At 38.9% G+C, this 18286-nt stretch carries 18 protein-coding genes; 12 read left to right on the top strand and 6 right to left on the bottom strand.

Annotated elements, in window-relative coordinates:
* Nucleotides 1–30 precede the first annotated feature (30 nt).
* The 9 genes from nadE to QNH48_RS25480 all read left to right on the top strand — a co-directional run bounded on the left by nadE (nucleotide 31) and on the right by QNH48_RS25480 (nucleotide 9840).
* On the top strand, nucleotides 31–846 hold the full coding sequence (nadE, locus tag QNH48_RS25520) for an NAD(+) synthase (protein WP_283952505.1): 816 nt from the start codon (nucleotides 31–33) through the stop codon (nucleotides 844–846).
* Between the two features lie 305 nt (nucleotides 847–1151).
* Nucleotides 1152–2579 (top strand): amino acid permease, encoded by a 1428-nt coding sequence (locus QNH48_RS25515; protein ID WP_283952504.1) that lies wholly within the window; start codon nucleotides 1152–1154, stop codon nucleotides 2577–2579.
* 170 nt (nucleotides 2580–2749) lie between these two features.
* A complete protein-coding gene (locus tag QNH48_RS25510) occupies nucleotides 2750–3583 on the top strand; it encodes an amino acid ABC transporter substrate-binding protein (RefSeq protein WP_283952503.1) in 834 nt (277 codons plus the stop codon).
* Complete coding sequence (locus tag QNH48_RS25505) at nucleotides 3570–4265, top strand: amino acid ABC transporter permease (RefSeq protein WP_283952502.1); 696 nt, start codon at nucleotides 3570–3572, stop codon at nucleotides 4263–4265. Before QNH48_RS25510 ends, QNH48_RS25505 begins: the two co-directional genes overlap by 14 nt.
* 22 nt (nucleotides 4266–4287) lie before the next feature.
* A complete protein-coding gene (locus QNH48_RS25500) occupies nucleotides 4288–5022 on the top strand; it encodes an amino acid ABC transporter ATP-binding protein (protein WP_283952501.1) in 735 nt (244 codons plus the stop codon).
* Between the two features lie 122 nt (nucleotides 5023–5144).
* Nucleotides 5145–5678: an NfeD family membrane protein gene (locus QNH48_RS25495; RefSeq protein ID WP_283952500.1), complete on the top strand. Its 534-nt coding sequence runs from the start codon at nucleotides 5145–5147 to the stop codon at nucleotides 5676–5678.
* A gap of 13 nt (nucleotides 5679–5691) precedes the next feature.
* The gene (locus QNH48_RS25490; RefSeq protein WP_283952499.1) at nucleotides 5692–7206 is read left to right on the top strand and encodes a flotillin lipid rafts scaffold protein FloT; all 1515 of its coding nucleotides are present in this window, start codon (nucleotides 5692–5694) and stop codon (nucleotides 7204–7206) included.
* A gap of 569 nt (nucleotides 7207–7775) precedes the next feature.
* Entirely contained in the window at nucleotides 7776–8486 is a 711-nt protein-coding gene (locus QNH48_RS25485) for a response regulator transcription factor (RefSeq protein ID WP_283952498.1), read from the top strand.
* Nucleotides 8464–9840, top strand: coding sequence for a HAMP domain-containing sensor histidine kinase (locus tag QNH48_RS25480; RefSeq protein WP_283952497.1), 1377 nt, complete (start codon nucleotides 8464–8466; stop codon nucleotides 9838–9840). Before QNH48_RS25485 ends, QNH48_RS25480 begins: the two co-directional genes overlap by 23 nt.
* A 10-nt stretch (nucleotides 9841–9850) precedes the next feature.
* Here QNH48_RS25480 and QNH48_RS25475 read toward each other — a convergent pair whose 3' ends face one another.
* From QNH48_RS25475 to QNH48_RS25460, 4 genes are read right to left on the bottom strand one after another with little or no spacing between them, the layout of a single operon-like run.
* A complete protein-coding gene (locus tag QNH48_RS25475; RefSeq protein WP_283952496.1) occupies nucleotides 9851–10624 on the bottom strand; it encodes an ATP-binding cassette domain-containing protein in 774 nt (257 codons plus the stop codon).
* Complete coding sequence (locus QNH48_RS25470; RefSeq protein ID WP_283952495.1) at nucleotides 10621–11319, bottom strand: ABC transporter permease; 699 nt, start codon at nucleotides 11317–11319, stop codon at nucleotides 10621–10623. Before QNH48_RS25470 ends, QNH48_RS25475 begins: the two co-directional genes overlap by 4 nt.
* 25 nt (nucleotides 11320–11344) lie before the next feature.
* Nucleotides 11345–12211 carry an ABC transporter substrate-binding protein gene (locus QNH48_RS25465; RefSeq protein WP_283952494.1) on the bottom strand — a complete coding sequence of 289 codons (867 nt, stop codon included), beginning with the start codon at nucleotides 12209–12211 and terminating at the stop codon, nucleotides 11345–11347.
* Nucleotides 12205–13143, bottom strand: a complete 939-nt coding sequence (locus QNH48_RS25460; RefSeq protein WP_283952493.1) for a helix-turn-helix transcriptional regulator — start codon at nucleotides 13141–13143, stop codon at nucleotides 12205–12207. The genes QNH48_RS25465 and QNH48_RS25460 overlap by 7 nt, the downstream gene beginning before the upstream one ends.
* Before the next feature lie 241 nt (nucleotides 13144–13384).
* Between QNH48_RS25460 and QNH48_RS25455 the strand changes: the two genes are divergently transcribed.
* Nucleotides 13385–14047, top strand: a complete 663-nt coding sequence (locus QNH48_RS25455) for an FMN-dependent NADH-azoreductase (RefSeq protein WP_283952492.1) — start codon at nucleotides 13385–13387, stop codon at nucleotides 14045–14047.
* A gap of 39 nt (nucleotides 14048–14086) precedes the next feature.
* Here QNH48_RS25455 and QNH48_RS25450 read toward each other — a convergent pair whose 3' ends face one another.
* The gene (locus QNH48_RS25450; protein WP_283952491.1) at nucleotides 14087–14869 is read right to left on the bottom strand and encodes an undecaprenyl-diphosphate phosphatase; all 783 of its coding nucleotides are present in this window, start codon (nucleotides 14867–14869) and stop codon (nucleotides 14087–14089) included.
* A 165-nt stretch (nucleotides 14870–15034) separates the two neighbouring features.
* Between QNH48_RS25450 and QNH48_RS25445 the strand changes: the two genes are divergently transcribed.
* Both QNH48_RS25445 and QNH48_RS25440 read left to right on the top strand, forming a co-directional pair.
* Nucleotides 15035–15811, top strand: coding sequence for a DUF4931 domain-containing protein (locus QNH48_RS25445; protein ID WP_283952490.1), 777 nt, complete (start codon nucleotides 15035–15037; stop codon nucleotides 15809–15811).
* A gap of 134 nt (nucleotides 15812–15945) precedes the next feature.
* Nucleotides 15946–17115, top strand: a complete 1170-nt coding sequence (locus QNH48_RS25440) for an FtsW/RodA/SpoVE family cell cycle protein (RefSeq protein ID WP_283952489.1) — start codon at nucleotides 15946–15948, stop codon at nucleotides 17113–17115.
* A 58-nt stretch (nucleotides 17116–17173) separates the two neighbouring features.
* On the opposite strand, the gene QNH48_RS25435 is transcribed toward QNH48_RS25440, so the two are convergent.
* Nucleotides 17174–18166 (bottom strand): ABC transporter substrate-binding protein, encoded by a 993-nt coding sequence (locus tag QNH48_RS25435; RefSeq protein WP_283952488.1) that lies wholly within the window; start codon nucleotides 18164–18166, stop codon nucleotides 17174–17176.
* Between the last annotated feature and the right edge of the window lie 120 nt (nucleotides 18167–18286).

Here is an 18286-nt window from a genome sequence, read left to right as displayed (position 1 = left end):
ACATAATGAATGGAGGTTTAAATAGAAACCATGCAAAAAGAAATTATTCAGACATTGAATGTGAAACCTGAGATTAATCCTAAGGAGGAGATAAGAAATCGAATTGATTTCTTAAAAAGCTATTTGTTAAAAACTAAGGCGAAGGGGTACGTATTAGGAATCAGCGGCGGCCAGGATTCAACGCTTGCGGGACGGCTTGTTCAGCTCGCGGTTGAAGAACTACGCCAAGAAGCTAATGATGCTTTATTTATTGCTATTCGTCTGCCTTATGGGGTACAGCGGGATGAAGACGATGCAGCACGTGCAATGAAATTCATCCGCCCAGACCGTGAGTGCACGTTTAATATTCAAGTTGCAGTGGATGCAGTTCAAGCTGAGTATAATGCTGGTAATCCAGCAGAACCATTAAGTGATTATCATAAAGGCAATGTGAAGGCAAGAATGAGAATGATTGCTCAATATGCTTTTGGAGGGATGGAAGGTCTGCTCGTCATTGGCACGGACCACGCGGCAGAAGCGGTTACAGGTTTCTTCACAAAACACGGTGACGGTGGAGCGGATGTGCTGCCTTTAAGCGGATTAACAAAGCGCCAGGGCAAAGCTCTGCTAAAAGAGCTAGGTGCAGAAGAAAGTCTCTATCTGAAAGTGCCAACTGCTGATTTGCTTGATCAAAAGCCAGGTCAAGCTGATGAAACAGAACTAGGGATTTCATACGATGACATCGATGATTACCTAGAAGGAAAATCAGTTTCACAAGAAATCGCAGAAAAAATTGAAAAACGCTATCTCGTAACCGAACATAAGCGGCATCTTCCAGCATCAATGTTTGACCAATGGTGGAAATGAGAAAAAGGGGATTACCCCCTTTTTTGATTTGGCTATGTTAATGATTAACATGTCGGGAGTATTTCCCCGGAGGTTCAATTCAGAACAAATCAGGCAAGAAGAAAATAAAAATGTAAAAATAGTAATGTAATCGTATCAAAGGATTACCTTGCTATTTTTTTATTTTTTTAAGTATTCTGTGTGATATATTTTCCATTGACTATAGTGATGGAGACTCATATTATTATTACGTTAATATAATAATTATTCACTTTTGGAAGTTGACTATAAATTATGCACCTTAAAGCTTGATAGGGGGGTACATCTTGGGGAATTCAAATAAGTTAGGCTTTTGGGTTTTAACCGCACTCGTTGTTGGTAACATGGTTGGATCAGGTATATTCATGCTTCCACGGTCTTTATCAGAGGCTGCCAGCCCTGCTGGGGTTATGTTAGCGTGGCTATTAACTGGAATAGGTGTGTTAATGATAGCACTTGTATTCGGAAACCTAGCAATCCGAAAACCGAATCTGACAGGTGGTCCACAAATATATGCAAAAGAACTTTTTAAACCCGGATCGGAGAGCTCTATACTATCTGGATTTATGGCTTCTTGGGGTTACTGGATTGGAAATGTAGCTGGAAATGTTGCAATTATTACCACGTTTGCTGGATATTTATCAACCTTCTTTCCTGTCTTAACGAGTCAAGCTGACTGGTTTACGATTGGCGGATATACATTGAAAGTTGGTAATGGGTTAACGTTTATTGTTTGCACCCTTCTCTTATGGGGTACGCATTTTATCATTTTACGCGGCTTAGAAAGTGCTGGGAAATTAAATTTTGCCGCTACAGCAGCAAAGGTAACAGGATTTTTACTATTTATCATTGTCGGCCTTTATACCTTCGATAAAACAAATATTTTACCAATGGTTGAAACTAGATTAGGTGATTCAGGACAAACGTTTGGTTTAATGTCACAAGTTAACAATGCGGCATTAGTAACTTTATGGGCTTTCTGTGGTTTGGAGTCAGCTGTAGTATTTGCATCACGTGCGAAAAGGAAAATCGATGTAAAAAGAGCAACGATTGTTGGACTTTTTATCGCTCTTGGTATTTATATTGGGATAAGCACACTGGTCATGGGGATGTTAGACCAAAATACACTTATTAACTCGGAAAAGCCATTGATTGATGCGATTCAAACCGTACTAGGACCGGTGGGTGGAAAAGTATTAGCTGCTATTGGATTAGTCAGCTTATTTGGTTCTACGATTGGCTGGGTTATGTTAAGTGCAGAAGTGCCTTATCAAGCGGCAAAGCAAGGATTATTCCTTCCTGCCTTCTTAAAAGAAAATAAAAAAGGCCTGCCGATATTTTCACTTGTATTAACAAACGGAATTGCTCAGATTTTTATTTTCTCAACGGTTTCTAAATCGATTTCAGGTGCTTTTGATTTTATTATTACCATTGCAACTTTAGCCTATTTAGTTCCTTATTTTATTGCTTCAGTTTATCAATTAAAATTAGTGATTAAGGGTGAGACCTACAATAATTCAAAGTCAAGAATGATAGATGGAGTTATTGCAATAGTGGCAACCATTTATTCAGTATGGGTCATTATATCAGGAACTTCAGATTTAAAGACCTTTATATTAGGGATTGTCCTTTTAACAAGTGGTATATTCTTTTACGGTCCGCTTAAGAAAAAGCTTGCTAATGATCAAACAGCAAAAGAATTATTATCAGCATAATAAATAATGTAACACCTGCTGGGATTCTAGCAGGTGTTTTACATTATAGTTAAGAAAATAGGGAATAATAAAATTGTGTACATTTTACATTATACCTTTACAGCCATAACAGATTATATTAAGATGGTTTAATCCGAGAAAAACAATCAGAATTAGGAGGATAAGTAGAAATGAAGAAATTAACTATTGTTTTTGCACTTTTAGTCAGCTTTATGTTGATTTTGTCAGCATGTGGAAAAGATGATAAGGCAAATGAGGATAAAAAGGAAGACAACAAGGCAGCAGATAAGGCTGATGATCAAGATTTATTAGCGAAGATTAAGGAAGATGGCAAACTCTTAATTGGGACTGAAGGTACATATGCTCCATTTACTTTTCATGATGAAAGTGGAAATCTGACTGGATTTGATGTTGAGATTGCAACTGAAGTGGCAAAACGTATTGGCGTAGAACCTGAGTTTAAAGAAACTCAATGGGATGCCATATTTGCTGGGCTTGATGCAAAGCGATTTGATATGATTGCGAACCAGGTTGGAATTCGTCCTGACCGTCAGGAAAAATATGATTTTTCTGATCCATATATTAAGTCAGCGGCTGTTTTGATCACACACAAGGATAATAATGAAGTAAAAGCTTTTGAAGACATTAAAGGCTTAAATTCAGCACAGTCCTTAACAAGTAACTATGGAGATATGGCCAAAAAATATGGGGCAAATCTAGTCGGTGTTGAAGGCTTTACTCAAGCAGTAGAACTTCTTGCATCCAAACGTGTTGATGTAACAATAAACGATCGCATTTCGTTTTTAGATTATACAAAGCAAAGACCTGATGCGCCAATAAAAGTTGCTGCAACCAGTGAAGAGGCATCTGCCAGCGGGCTTATGTTTAGAAAAGACAGTGATACGCTTGTAGCGGAAGTTAACAAGGCTTTAAAGGAAATGATTGAAGACGGCACATATACAAAAATCTCTGAAAAATGGTTTGGTGAAGATGTACTTAAATAGTATTTTTACCGACCCAGAGAGAACGGCCCGATTGATTGACATTGCTCAAAGTTCCTTTCTGCCCCTTCTGAAAGGGGCTATTTTTAATACCATTCCTTTAACACTGATATCGTTTGCCATTGGATTGATCTTAGCTATATTAACAGCCCTGGCTCGTATTTCTAATGTGAAGGTTTTCCAAATAATAGCAAGAGTTTATGTTTCTGTGATTCGTGGAACTCCCTTATTGGTACAGTTATTTATCATTTTTTATGGCCTGCCCACTCTTGGGATTATAATTGATTCCTATATAGCTGCAGTCATAGGCTTTTCCCTTAGTGTAGGAGCATATGCTTCTGAGATTATACGCGCAGCGATTCTTTCAACCCCGAAAGGGCAATGGGAAGCCGGCTATTCGATTGGAATGAGTTATTCCCAAGTGTTAATAAGAATTATACTGCCCCAGGCAGCTCGAGTTTCTATTCCGCCATTATCGAATTCGTTTATTAGTCTCGTGAAAGATACTTCCCTTGCATCCCTGGTGCTGGTTTCTGAGATGTTCCGTAAAGCCCAAGAAATTGCTGCCAGCAATTATGAATTTTTATTGGTCTATTCTGAAGCTGCCCTTATCTATTGGGTTATTTGCTTTATTCTATCCGTCATACAACAGGTGATGGAAAAGAAACTTGACCGTTACGTGTAAGAAAGGGAGAGGGGTAGTTACGATGATTTCGATTAAAGGATTATATAAGCAATTTGGGAAATTAGAGGTTCTAAAAGGGATTGACTTAGAAGTAGAAAAAGGCAATGTAGTAGTGGTTATTGGACCTTCCGGTTCTGGGAAAACGACCATGCTCCGCTGTTTGAATGTATTAGAAACACCGACTAAAGGTGTCATTTCGATAGAGGGAAATATCCTTAATTTCTCAGGTGCTGTACCGGCAAAAAACATTGCAGAATTTCGCCGTTTAACAGGTATGGTGTTTCAAAGTTACAACCTCTTTCCGCATAAAACAGCTCTTGAGAATGTGATGGAGGGTCCAATCATTGTTAAAAAAGAGAACAGAAGTGCTGCACGAAAAAAAGCGCAAGCATTACTTGAAAAGGTCGGTCTAGGGGATAAAATGGATTTTTATCCTGCCCAGCTTTCAGGCGGACAGCAGCAAAGGGTTGGAATTGCTAGAGCATTAGCAATGGAGCCAAAGGTTATGTTGTTTGATGAACCAACTTCCGCTCTTGACCCTGAGCTTGTGGGTGAAGTGTTAAAAGTCATGAAGGACCTTGCGAACGAAGGGATGACGATGATTGTCGTAACACATGAAATGCGCTTCGCAAGGGAGGCAGCAGATGAGGTTATCTTCATGGATCAAGGTGTTGTGGTTGAAAGGAACAAGCCAGAAGAAATCTTCACCAATCCCAAAGAGGAGCGAACGAGAAAATTTTTAAATATGATTCAGTAAGTGCTATGGCAAAAGTCATAGCACTCTTTTTATTATTTAGGTAAAATTTTATTATAAAATGTGAAACTTTTCCATAATGGAATCGTATTAAAGTTGCATACATAAGGAAGGGAGTGGTGCCAATGGAAGTATTCAATCTGCCATTAGAAACGCTTTATTTATATGGATTAATTGGTTCAGGTATTTTAACCATTTTGTATGTTTTCTTTGCAGACGTTGTTCATTTTGATGGACCAGATTTTCTTAATCCCGTGATTATCTTTGCATTTGTTACTATTTTTTCGGCAAGCGGGTATTTATTTGAGAAGCTTACCTTACTACATTATCTAGCAATCTTAGGGGTATCAGCCATTATTGCCTCAATTCTTGTTACTATCTTAAATGTTTTTATTCTAATTCCATTGTCGAATGCTGAAGAATCACTTGTATACAAGGAAAGTGATTTAAGAGGCAGAATTGGAACTGTGATTACAGCGATTCCGGCAGATGGTTATGGGGAAGTAATGATAGAAAGTATTAGCGGAAGAATTGCAAAACCAGCAACAAGCTTTGATCGTGTTCAGATTGATAACGGCACGAATGTGCTTGTGGTTGATATAAAAGATGGGGTGCTCCAAGTTAGCTCTCATCAAGAAATAGAGAAATATTTACTTTAGGGGAGGTTATTAGATGGAATTAAGTTTTTGGATTGTTATTGGGATTGTTGCATTTATATTAATCGCTTTAGTCGGTGTTTTTGTCACGAAGTATCGGACAGCTGGGCCGGATGAGGCACTGATTGTTACCGGAAGTTTCTTAGGAAATGGCAGTGTACATGTGGATGAATCAGGCAATAAAATCAAAATCATTCGCGGCGGTGGTAGCTTCATTTTACCGGTGTTTCAACAGGCAAAACCACTTAGCCTGCTTTCAAGCAAGCTTGAGGTAACAACGCCTGAAGTGTATACAGAGCAAGGCGTACCCGTTATGGCAGATGGTGTCGCAATCATAAAAATTGGCGGCTCGATAAGTGAAATTGCCACGGCTGCCGAACAATTCCTTGGTAAGGCAAAGGAAGACCGAGAAAATGAAGCCAAAGAAGTTCTTGAGGGCCACTTACGTTCTATCCTTGGTTCTATGACGGTAGAAGAAATATATAAAAACCGTGATAAATTCTCACAAGAGGTTCAAAGAGTTGCCTCTCAGGACCTGGCGAAAATGGGATTAGTCATCGTTTCCTTTACCATTAGGGATGTCCGCGATAAAAACGGATACCTGGATTCCCTTGGTAAACCTAGAATTGCCCAAGTTAAACGTGACGCTGATATTGCAACGGCTGAAGCTGATAAAGAAACTAGGATTAAAAGAGCAGAAGCTGCAAAGGAAGCAAAGCGTTCTGAATTAGAGCGTGCTACTGAAATTGCGGAGGCAGAAAAAATTAATCAGTTAAAAGTTGCAGAGTTTCGCCGTGAACAAGATAGTGCTAAAGCACGGGCTGACATGGCATATGAATTGGAAAGTGCAAGGTCGAAGCAGGAAGTAACAGAGCAGGAAATGCAAGTTAAAATTATCGAAAGGCAAAAGCAAATTGAATTAGAAGAAAAAGAAATTCTGCGCCGTGAGCGTCAATATGATTCCGAAGTAAAGAAAAAAGCGGATGCGGATCGATACTCCGTTGAGCAGGCTGCTGCTGCGAATAAGGCAAAACAAATCGCAGATGCTGAAGCCAATAAGTATCGAATTGAAGCGATGGCAAAAGCGGAAGCAGAACGTGTTCGACTAGATGGTTTATCCAAAGCAGAGGCCCAAAAGGCACAGGGGACGGCAGAGGCAGAAATTATTCGTCTGAAAGGTTTGGCAGAAGCAGAAGCAAAGGAAAAGATTGCAGAGGCATTCGAGCAATTCGGTCAAGCGGCTATCTTAGACATGATTATTAAAATGCTTCCAGAATATGCGAAGCAGGTCGCAAGCCCGCTTGCTAATATTGATAAAATTACGGTGGTAGACACTGGCAGTTCTGGAGAAAATGGCGGAGCCAATAAGATTACTGGTTATGCAACAAACCTTATGGCCACTCTTCAGGAGTCTCTAAAAGCTTCAAGTGGAATTGATGTGAAAGAACTAATCGAGAACTACTCAGGAAAAGGAAATGTAAAACGAAGCATCGAAGAACTCACAGACACAATCAAAAAGACCGACAACTAAACAGTACTGGCCATTATCATAAAATGATAATGGCCTTTTTTTATGCAATGCTGCTATAGGACTTTATTGATTGGAGCGGAAGGTGCGAGACTCCTCGAAAATGCTATCGCATTTTCTTCGTGCGTGGGCAGAATCAAGGAGTAAATCAATGTCCTGCAGGAGTAAGGGTCCGGGGAGACCCCGCAGTCGCTTAAGCGGCGAGGAGGCTCCCCGGACCTCCTGCGGAAAGCGAAGCACCTCGTGACAGGCAGAGACGGGCTGCACTGCGGTGATTATTCAAAGAAGCTTCCCTTTGTGGAGCGGAAATCATGCGGCAACTTTGATACAGTTATGCAAAAAAATAAGGGCTCCCACGGGGGGAACCCATATGTAAAAAAGAGAGATAAAAAAGGGAGGAGCAAGTTGGTTAATACCATGTATAAACCTTAGAGAATTAAGAGCTCTTTCATTGCTACAGGTACATCTTATCGAGAAATATTGTAGATGTTATGAAGAAGTTGTGATGAATTTGTGAAGATGAAAAAAGCCATTCCCCAACATGATATATTATAGTTAAGGGAGTGAGAACGATGAAAATATTACTAGTAGATGATGAAAAAAGAATACTAGAAGTTCTCGAAGCCTACCTCGAAAGAGAAGGCTATGAAATTCATTGTGCTGATAATGGAATAGACGCCTTAAAAAAGGCTAAAACAATAAATCCAGATTTAATTGTACTAGATTTAATGCTGCCGGATATCTCCGGTGAAGAGGTATGCCGTTTAGTAAGAAAAGAATCAGATGTCCCTATTCTGATGCTGACGGCTAAGTCTGCGGAAGATGACCGTATAAACGGGATTGTCATGGGGGCAGATGATTACCTAACAAAGCCATTTAGCCCGAGGGAAGTAGTGGTAAGGGTACAAGCGATCCTAAGAAGAGTAAAGAAAACAGAGAAAGTAGAACGAATTGAATTCAATAAAAGACAACTGGCAATTGACCTCAGTAAAAAAGAAGTAACGGTTAAAGGTCAGGATGTTATTTTGACACCGATTGAATATAAACTGCTCACCAATATGGCACTTAATCCGGGAAGAGTATACAGTCGAATGGATTTACTTGAAAAAATCCAGGATGAAGGAATGTATTACGAAGGCTATGAGCGAAGTGTCGATACCCATATTAAAAACCTTCGGAAAAAGATTGAGTTGGATTCTAGGCAGCCGCTGTTTATCCTGACCGTATTTGGGATGGGGTATAAATTTGGAGGGGTGCTAGATGTTTCAAACACTCCGGTCTAAAATTCTCTTTTATCTTTTACTCAGCTCGATGATTGGAATACTCTTTGTCAGCTTTTTTATGCAGTGGGGATTTGAAGAAAGCTTTAAGAATTATCTAGATCGTAACCGAGAAAAGAAGATTGACAGAATTATTACAGAGATTGAAAAGGGTTATCAGAAAAATGGACATTTTACTAGGGATCCGGTATTTGGTTTCCTCCATGAGCATGCGATGACCGATCAGCTTTATTTCGATTTGTATGATAACCGCGGTCAGTTGCAAATGGGGACCTCTAATATTGTTGGTTACTTGAATAGCCTAGGGTTGACCGAACCCGAGCCAAATGAAGAGGAGTGGCATTCTGCCTCCTATACTCTTAGAGTAGACAATAAAGTGATTGGTAAACTTGAGGCTATTTACCCAATAGGCTTAATTGATGATGAGTATAATTTTTTACAAACGATTCAGTTATACATTTATGCTGCTGTTTGTTTAACGATATTGTTATCGATTCTATTTAGTATGTTATTTTCTAAAAAACTAACCTCAGGATTAAATAAAGTATCTTTTGCAGCAAATGAACTGCAGCAGCATAATCTATCGATTCGGATTCCGTTAACGGGATTACCCACAGAGGTTAAACAGCTTGCGATTTCATTTAATAATCTAGCAGAATCATTGGCAAAGGGTGAAATGTTAAGAAAACAATTTACTGGCGATTTAGCTCATGAACTTCGTACGCCGCTTGCTACGTTAAGAAGTCAAATCGAGGCCTACCAGGATGGAATCTGGGAGCCAACACCGGCCCGTTTGCAATCAAGCCATGAAGAGCTCATGCGATTAGTAAGGCTGGTGAATGAGCTTGAAAAACTGCTCGCAGCCGAGAATTCACAAATTAGATTGGAAAAAGTAGAGGTAGAGGCGGGAAATGTTCTTTTGGCTTTATGGGAAATGTTTGTACCCTTGTTTAAACAAAAAGGTGTACTGCTTCATATTGAAGAGCCCGATAAGGAACTGCTTTTCCCTGCTGACAAGGATCGATTAATGCAAATTCTCTCCAATGTGTTGAATAACGCTCTAAAATACACGCCAGAAGGAAAGAACGTGACCATTTCCGTATTAATGGAAAAGGAAGGGTATGTGGGGTTCAAGGTAGAAGATGAAGGGTCAGGCATAGCAGAGGATGATATTCCGCATATCTTTGAACGCTTTTATCGAGGCGACAAATCACGTGATCGAAAAACAGGCGGAGCTGGAATTGGCCTTTCAATTGTAAAAGCATTAATGGAAGCTCATAAAGGATTCATTAAGGTAAAAAGCCGTATAAATAAAGGAACAAGCATCATTCTATGGTTTCCGGTAGAAGATGAATAAAAAATAGCCGCTATCTCAATAGGGATAGCGGCTTTTGGTTGTTAAAGTGTAAGGGATAGAATTTCTTCCATTCATTTAGGAAAGGAGTAGTCGCTGAATTGGGGTGTTCAAGGACTCTCTGGGTAGGTCCATATTGCTTGATTTCTCCATTTACGATAATGGCAAGAGTATTCGTAAGATAATTGATTTCCATCAAATCATGGCTGACGAAGGCAGTTGTCGTTCTTGAACCTTCAATAATTCCTTTAAAGTCATCCATTAATTTGATTTTTGTTGGGAAATCCAATGCTGAAAAAGGTTCATCAAGAAAAAGTATTTCTGGCTCGACAATCATAGCTCTTGCAAGGTTTACACGCTGTGCCTCACCGCCTGAAAGGAAGTGGGCGTTTTTTTTTGCCAAATGACTGATTTGAAACTGCTCCATCCACAAATTTACCTTTTCTTTAATAATTGCTTTTGGAACCTTTCTAAGCTTTAGTCCAATTGCAATGTTTTGAAAAACAGAGCCCTCTAATAGTAACGATTGCTGTAAGGCGACGGAGAATTTCCTCCGCAGTTCAAGTGAGGGGGTTCCATTTGGAACGGCTTGCCCGCGGTATAAAATCTCACCGCCACTAAAACTGTCAAGCATGGCCATTACTTTAAGCATGGTACTTTTACCAGCACCATTGGGGCCCATGATTCCGAGAAATTCACCTTCTTGAATCTGAAAATGAGGGATGGCAAGAATAGTTTTTGAATTTGCCTGATAGCTAATTTTTCTCAGCTCAATCAATGGATTCATGATACTCGCCTCCTTTGCTGTAACAGTGTTAAGGCTGCAGTGATCAATAAAGCAACCGTTAATAAAATAAAGGAAATCGCTAGGGCAACATCAAAGTTACCTTTTGATACTTCCATGACAATAGAAGTAGTTAAAATTCGTGTATCTCCTTGAATATTTCCGCCTACCATCATTGCAGCACCAACCTCAGCGATAACACGGCCAAAGCCGGCCATTATCGCAGCAAAAATGGCAATCTTTGTTTGTTTTAGAAGGATTGCAATCGTTTGAATTTTGGTTGCACCAAGTGCTTTGATTTGTAAAAGCATTTTATCGTTAATTTGTTGAAAGGCAGAGCTTGTTAAGCCTGTAACGATTGGCAGGGAAACTAGCACTTGTGCCATGACAATCGCCGTTGGAGAATAAAGCAATTGTAAATGTCCTAGTGGGCCAGAGCGCCACAGTAGCATTGTGATCCATAATCCCGCAACAACCGGGGGTAGGCCCATGCCGATATTTATGAACACTAGGATTACTTTTCTTCCTTTAAACCTGGTAAGACCAAGCAGCATTCCCAGCGGCAAGCCAATCAGGGAACTAATCAGGATGGCCATAAAGCAAACTCTAAGAGTCAGCCACGTTATTTCGAGAATTTCTCTATCGCCCGTGAGAATCATCTCAATTGCTTTCCTCAATCCATCAATAATTAGTTCCATCCTGACTTACATCCTTCCGCTTTGCTTATTCTGTGTATTTAAAGAATAAAGATTGGCCGTAATCTTCCTTACCAAAGCTTTCAATTACATCTTGTGTCTCACTATCAATCATAAATTCTACGAATTTTTCTGCATCTGAACTGTTAACCCTGTCGTGTTTTTCTGGATTAACCTGCATGACATGGTAAATATTCATTAAGTCCTTGCCGCCTTCAACGACAATTTGCAGGTTTGTTAAGTTTTTCTCTTGAGCTAACCATGTCGCACGGTCTGTTAAAATATAACCATTTTTTTCGTTAGCAATTTGTAAAGAAGCACCCATACCTTGACCAGTCGAGATATACGTATCGCCAGCAGGCTGGATATTTACTGCTGTCCAAATGCCTAGTTCTTTTTTATGAGTACCAGAGTCGTCGCCGCGAGTTACAAAATTAGCTTTTACCTCTGAAATTGTTTTGAATGCAGCGTTAATGTCCTCACCGCTAACATTTGCAGGATTATCTTTTGGGCCTACTAAAATGAAATCATTGTACATTACCCGCTTACGATTGACAGCATCACCGCTAGTTACGAGTTCTTCCTCTGATTTAGGAGCATGAACTAGAAGGACATCTGCCTCACCTTTTGTACCCATTTCTAATGCTTGTCCTGTACCGACTGCAATGGTTTTTACTTTTACATTGTCTTCTTCTTCAAAGATTGGCAGTAAAACATCTAATAAGCCGCTGTCCTGAGTGCTAGTGGTTGTTGCTAGGATTAATTCAGTTGGTTCTTCCTTTGGTTCTGTCTTTTTCTCTTTTTCGCCAGCTTGGTCACTTTCTGTGTTGCCGCAAGCTGCTAGGAAAAGAAGCATGAATACAAATAGTGTAGCAAAAAAGCGATTTTTTAACATGATGTTTCCTCCATTTTACTAGTTTGATAGATTATAGTGCCTAAATCTTCGATATCATAGCCATCTAAATCAGTTAAACTTCTTTTGAATTCAGGTGACTGCAGGTAGTTAATCAAGTTAGTATGATTTTGCTTGTTTTCATTTGTAAACCGGAACACAAGGTCAAATTGTTCCTTTGCAATTGGAATGAAATCGAGTCCAAGATGGCTTGCAGCTGATTGAATTCCAAAAGCCACATCCGCCATCCCTCGGCTAATATAAGAAGCAGTAGAAAGGTGGTTCCATTCTTCATTGGAGTAACCATTTATTTTTGTTGGGTCAATTCCATTACTAGAGAGCATGGAATCTAAAAGAAATCTTGTCCCAGCACCTTTCTGCCGATTAACGAACTGCACATCTCTTCTAGTGAGATCGTTAAAGCTTTCAATTCCTTTTGGATTACTCTTTGCGACTATAAAGCCTTGCTCTCTAGAAACAAAGCGAACGACAGCAATGGATTCATAAACAAAGAGTTGATGAATAAATGGTAGATTATATTCCTGAGATGCTGGATCTAATAGATGGATGGCCGCGATGTCGGATTGACCACGATAAAGCATCATTAACCCTTCAAGGCTGCCTATGTATGTTGGCTGAATTTGCAGCAGCAGATCTTGAGCCGTTTGTTTTACTAAATGCTCGACAAGAAAGTCATGGCTTCCAGATAGTCGGACAGGTTGGGAGGTCTGTGTATTAGGCAAATCCACCTGCGTTTTTTTGGCGGGAGCTTTCGTTCTTTCCTTATATCTTTCAATCTCTGAGTGTTCGATTCTCATTTTGTTTCCGACTTTAAATGCTTGTAATTCACCTCGCTTTATCAGTTCATATACGGTATGTTTTGAGATTTGGAACAACTGGGCTACCTCGTCCGGTGTAAATGCTTTTCCTTCCATTCTTCGTACCACCCTCCTAATTGCAGTTTTAATATAAGGCAATTATATAATGGAGACTGTGATTATTGTTAAGTTTTGTTAAGTTTCGTTTAGTTTTATTTAGAATTGTCACTTATTGTTCATTTTCACCAGAAAAAGTTCACACTTTTTTCATAAACTTCACTCATTGTTCATTAGTGAACAAGGAAGTTTGTTGTACTATATGGATAGATGAAAAAATATTAAAAGGGATGGGGATTAGATGTCTAAACTTCTATACATTACCGTTAACCCGAAAAATGATATAAAGCTTTCGAAAGGGATGCAGCTTGGCGAAGCATTTCTTGAAGAATTTAAAAAACAAATTCCAGAAGTAGAAATTGAACATATGCATTTATATGATATGGATATCCCGCAAATTGATATGGATTTGTTATATGCCCGCGCTAAATTATCCTTCATGGGCAAAACGTTTGATGAACTTACAGAGGGAGAACAAAAACAAATTACAGCTATGCATGCATTAGCAGACCGCTTCATTGCAGCTGATTATTATGTATTTGTTACACCAATCTGGAACTTTGGCTCACCTGCCATTTTAAAAGCATTCCTTGATAATTTATTTATCGTGAACAAGACCTTTGTTAATACACATGAAGGTGCAAAAGGTTTACTTACAAATCGGAAAGCACTTCATATTCAAACACGCGGCGGAGTTTACTCGACCGGCCCAATGGTTGAATTTGAATTCGGCGATCGTTTCTTAACGAAAGTACTTGGATTCTTAGGAATGGAAGTCATGCCAACCGTATTCGCTGAAGGAATGGACCACTTCCCGAAAGAAGTACCTGAAATTATGGCAAAGGCTAAAGAAAAAGCTATTGAAGCGGCAAAAGAAATGGCGAAAGAAACCGTTACCGTTTAATACAACAAAAATGCGACTCGAGAAATCGAGCCGCATTTTTTAGAATTTCCCTGTAAACTGGAAAAATAATACCGCAAAGCCTAATACCCAGACATAAATGGCAAACGGCTTTAATGAGTGCTTCTTTAGATAACCAATCATCCACTTTACTGCAAAATAACCGAAAAGAGCAGAGGATAGAATACCAACAATTAACGCAGATAATGAGATTTCTTCTCCTGCACCGCCAAATAAATCCATTGATTGAAGAACGACCGCTCCTGCAATGGCAGGTGTAGATAACAGAAAGGAGAAATAGGCAGCACTTTCACGGTCTAACTTTCTCCATAAGGCAGCCACAATCGTGAAGCCAGAGCGTGATATCGCGGGGAATATTGCAGCAGCTTGAAAGGAACCAATAATTAAAGCATCTGTATAACTAATATCATCCATCTTTTTATAGCCATTTTTTGCTGAATCGGCAATCCAAAGAAACAAACCGGTAACTAAAAACTCCCATCCAATGGTAACTCCCGTCTTCGAAATCTCCTCAAAGTAATCCTTAAAAAGTAAACCAATCACAACAGCTGGAATGGTTCCAACGATTAACAGGAAGGTAAGCTTACTAAAGGGATTTTTAATAATCTTAACAAACTCGTCCTTATAGAAGACAAAAACAGCCAGCAAGGTACCAACGTGCAGCATCGTATCAAGTAATAGGCCGGCTTCTTGTAATCCAAATAAATTCCGGCCTAAATATAAATGTCCCGTACTGCTAATTGGTAAAAATTCAGTTAACCCTTGGATAATCCCTAATATGAATGCTTCTAATTTACTTAACATAGCCATCCTCTCTTTCCGCAGCATAAGCCTGTACATTGTAAAGATATGCATGACTACCAACAAATAGCCAATAAAATTTTTATATATTACCAAGTCAAAATTAGTGCAAAAGGAGCGGAATCTCCCATAAAATAGATTTAAGTACTTTGGAGAGGAGCTGCAAACTTGAAAAATAGCCATCTACATTTTGATACTTCCATCGGAGTTAAGAAACCAGAAAGTATAAGAAATAAACAGCAGGCATGCCCTTTTTGTGCGCGCGAGGAGTTAACAGATCTGATTGAAGTAGATGGACCTATCATTCTTTTGAAAAATAAATATCCTGTTTTGGAGAATGCCTATCAAACGGTATTAATTGAAACAGATGATTGTCATGGCGAATTATCTACCTATGAACTTCCATATCTACATAAATTGCTCCAATTTGCCTTAAGAAATTGGCTTGAATTAGATAGAACGGGAAAATATGAATCCGTGATTTTATTTAAAAATTATGGTCCATTGTCAGGGGGGACCATCGCACATCCCCATATGCAAATAATAGGGTTAAATGATATTAACTATAAGGAAGGTATCGCGGAGGAAGTGTTTGAGGGTATTGTTATAAAGGAAAAAAATGGGGTAAGGTTAACTTTATCGACAAAGCCGAAGGTAGGCTTTTATGAGTTTAATATCGATATGGAAGATTCCAGCTACAATGAAACCTTTGGAGTCCAGCTTCAAAAATCGGTACATTATATTCTAAATAACTTCCCATTTAAAGCCAGCAGCTATAATCTCTTCTTTCATCATTATAATAGAAGAATTTATGTTAAAATTGTCCCCAGGTTTGTCACGACTCCGCTTTATATCGGCTACGGGATTCCACAGGTACCTAATAATTTACATTGGATGGCAGATGATATTAAAAGTAAATATTTCTCTGACAGTGGAAGTGCCTAACCTAGGCGCCTCCACTTTTTACATATGTAAATAAATCCATTCCACCCTTAGAAGTTGTGCTTTGCCCTTATAAAAAATATAATAAAATAATGTACAAGTTCCTTTTGAGGCTGAAACATAAAGGAGTGTGAAAGATGACATCATCTAATAATACAACTTCAAAACTTGATTATAGTCTTGTTTTTATATTAATTTTATTATTTCTAGCTAGCTGTACATCAATTTATAGTGCTCAGGCAAGCGGTCAATATGACAGTAACTTCCTTATAAAGCAAATTATCTTTTATGGAATTGGGTGTGGAATTATTGCCGCAGTTATTAGGCTCGACTCGGACCAGTTAAAAAAGTTAACTTGGTATGCTTACGGAGTAGGAATATTTCTACTTATTCTTTTAATCATAGCGCCAGAAAGCATTGCCCCGGTGATCAATGGAGCAAAAAACTGGTTTAAGGTACCTGGGATTGGTTCACTCCAGCCCTCTGAGTTTGTCAAAATCTTTATTATTTTAGCGTTAGCAAAAGTAATTGAGGATCATCACCAAAAGAACCCAGTTAAAACGATTGCTACTGATTTTTGGCTGCTAATAAAACTTGGGGTCGTCACAATGGTTCCCTTAATACTTATTATTAAGCAGGACTTAGGGACTTCGCTCGTATTTTTAGCCATCCTTTTAGGAATGATTTTTATTTCCGGTATAACATGGAAGTTACTAGTACCAATATTTTCAATTGGAACTGCCCTTATTTCGGTCATTTTTTATTTTGTATTGTTAAAGCCTGAGATTCTTGAAAAATATTTAGGTGTGAAGCAGTATCAATTTAGCCGTATCTATTCTTGGCTGGATCCCTATAACTTTCAAAGCTCAGCAGGATACCAATTGACACGGTCGCTCTTAGCTATTGGTTCAGGACAAACGGGTGGTAAGGGATATGGGAATAGAGAGGTCTATTTACCTGAAAGCCATACCGATTTTATCTTTAGTGTCGTCGGAGAAGAGTATGGTTTTATAGGTGCAAGTGTGCTCGTAAGTTTATTTTTCTTGTTGATTTATCATATTACAAAGGTTGGTATGGAAACAAAAAATAATTTTTACACGTACATTTGTGTTGGAGTCATCAGTATGATTACCTTCCACGTCTTCCAAAACATTGGGATGACGATTGGTGTTTTACCAATCACCGGTATTCCCTTACCTTTCATCAGCTATGGAGGCAGCTCGTTAATGGGGAATATGCTTGGTCTAGGTTTGATTTTCTCCATCCGCTATCACTATAAAAAATACATGTTTTCTACAACAGCATAAGCATAAAAAAGAACGAGGTCATGGCAGCCTCGTTCTTTTTAATATCATTTTTATGATTTTATTTTTCGAGCATGATTTTTTCAAGATCATCCAGCATGATGTTTGCAGCAAGAACGCCGCCAGCTGTATTCCAAGTAGCATCACTAACCTCATAGGCTTTTCCATTTTTCACGGCATTTAAATTTTTCCAAAGTGGATCATTTGTCCATTCTTTCGCTGTATCAAGGGCTGCTTGATCACCTTTTGGAGCATATGTGAAATAGAAAAGGATGTCACCGTCCATTTTCGGAATAACTTCTTTTCCAACTTCGATAGCAAGGTTACCCAGCTTATTATCAGGAGTAAACAGCTCTGCCTGTTGCGAAGCTCGTTTTAGACCAACTTGATCAAAAATAATACCAGAGAAGGAATCGGTATAATAAATACGAGATTTTCCGGCCATAAAACGGACAACGGATACTTCTTGATTTACTTTATCACCAAGTTTCGCTTTCACGTCCGCAACGTGGTCATCAAAATCACTAAGTACCTCATTCCCTTTTTCCTCCAGGTTTAATGCTTTTGCGTATAGTTTAAAGTTTTCTTTCCAATCACCTCTCAGGGTTTCGGAAAAAACAGTAGGAGCTATTGCGCTTAATTGGCTGTAGACAGCTTCTTGACGTAGCTTGTTTCCGATAATTAAATCAGGTTTAAGAGTTGCGATTTTCTCTAAATTTACTTCACTCTCAACCCCAACAACTTCGACACCGTCCATATCCTTTGTGATGTGATCATACCACGGATCGCCAAGCCAAGATTGAACGGCACCAACTGGTTTTACTCCTAGTGCAAGTAAGGCTTCTGTTCCTTCATTTGTTAATATAACGACCTTTTTAGGCGTTTTTTCTAATGTCGTTGACCCCATTGCATGTTCTACCGTATAGCTAGTGTCTTCTGTTTTGGTCTCATTTTCTTTTTGTGTGGCCGGTTTTTCTTCCGTGTTACCACAGGCAGCAAGAAGGAAAAGAGCAATTAATGAAATGACTGCAAATAAATTTTTAAAACCCTTCATCTTATGTAACCCTCCAAATAAATGTTGTTGTTAATGATAATCATTTTCATTTACAAACTAATAATAAAACGATTTCACAAGCGTGTCAATCATGAAATTGAAAATGATTATCAAAATCAA

Source organism: Neobacillus sp. YX16, assembly GCF_030123505.1.
Classification (GTDB): Bacteria; Bacillota; Bacilli; order Bacillales; family Cytobacillaceae; genus Neobacillus.
This window is presented reverse-complemented; position numbering and strand designations above follow the sequence as displayed.

Coding starts and splice junctions, on each gene's coding strand:
- QNH48_RS25475 (WP_283952496.1), bottom strand. CDS start 10,624: ATGAATCCATTGATTGAGCTGAGAAAAATTAGCTATCAGGCAAATTCA.
- QNH48_RS25455 (WP_283952492.1), top strand. CDS start 13,385: ATGTCTAAACTTCTATACATTACCGTTAACCCGAAAAATGATATAAAG.
- QNH48_RS25500 (WP_283952501.1), top strand. CDS start 4,288: ATGATTTCGATTAAAGGATTATATAAGCAATTTGGGAAATTAGAGGTT.
- nadE (WP_283952505.1), top strand. CDS start 31: ATGCAAAAAGAAATTATTCAGACATTGAATGTGAAACCTGAGATTAAT.
- QNH48_RS25485 (WP_283952498.1), top strand. CDS start 7,776: ATGAAAATATTACTAGTAGATGATGAAAAAAGAATACTAGAAGTTCTC.
- QNH48_RS25450 (WP_283952491.1), bottom strand. CDS start 14,869: ATGTTAAGTAAATTAGAAGCATTCATATTAGGGATTATCCAAGGGTTA.
- QNH48_RS25495 (WP_283952500.1), top strand. CDS start 5,145: ATGGAAGTATTCAATCTGCCATTAGAAACGCTTTATTTATATGGATTA.
- QNH48_RS25465 (WP_283952494.1), bottom strand. CDS start 12,211: ATGTTAAAAAATCGCTTTTTTGCTACACTATTTGTATTCATGCTTCTT.
- QNH48_RS25435 (WP_283952488.1), bottom strand. CDS start 18,166: ATGAAGGGTTTTAAAAATTTATTTGCAGTCATTTCATTAATTGCTCTT.
- QNH48_RS25460 (WP_283952493.1), bottom strand. CDS start 13,143: ATGGAAGGAAAAGCATTTACACCGGACGAGGTAGCCCAGTTGTTCCAA.
- QNH48_RS25440 (WP_283952489.1), top strand. CDS start 15,946: ATGACATCATCTAATAATACAACTTCAAAACTTGATTATAGTCTTGTT.
- QNH48_RS25480 (WP_283952497.1), top strand. CDS start 8,464: ATGTTTCAAACACTCCGGTCTAAAATTCTCTTTTATCTTTTACTCAGC.
- QNH48_RS25490 (WP_283952499.1), top strand. CDS start 5,692: ATGGAATTAAGTTTTTGGATTGTTATTGGGATTGTTGCATTTATATTA.
- QNH48_RS25505 (WP_283952502.1), top strand. CDS start 3,570: ATGTACTTAAATAGTATTTTTACCGACCCAGAGAGAACGGCCCGATTG.
- QNH48_RS25510 (WP_283952503.1), top strand. CDS start 2,750: ATGAAGAAATTAACTATTGTTTTTGCACTTTTAGTCAGCTTTATGTTG.
- QNH48_RS25470 (WP_283952495.1), bottom strand. CDS start 11,319: ATGGAACTAATTATTGATGGATTGAGGAAAGCAATTGAGATGATTCTC.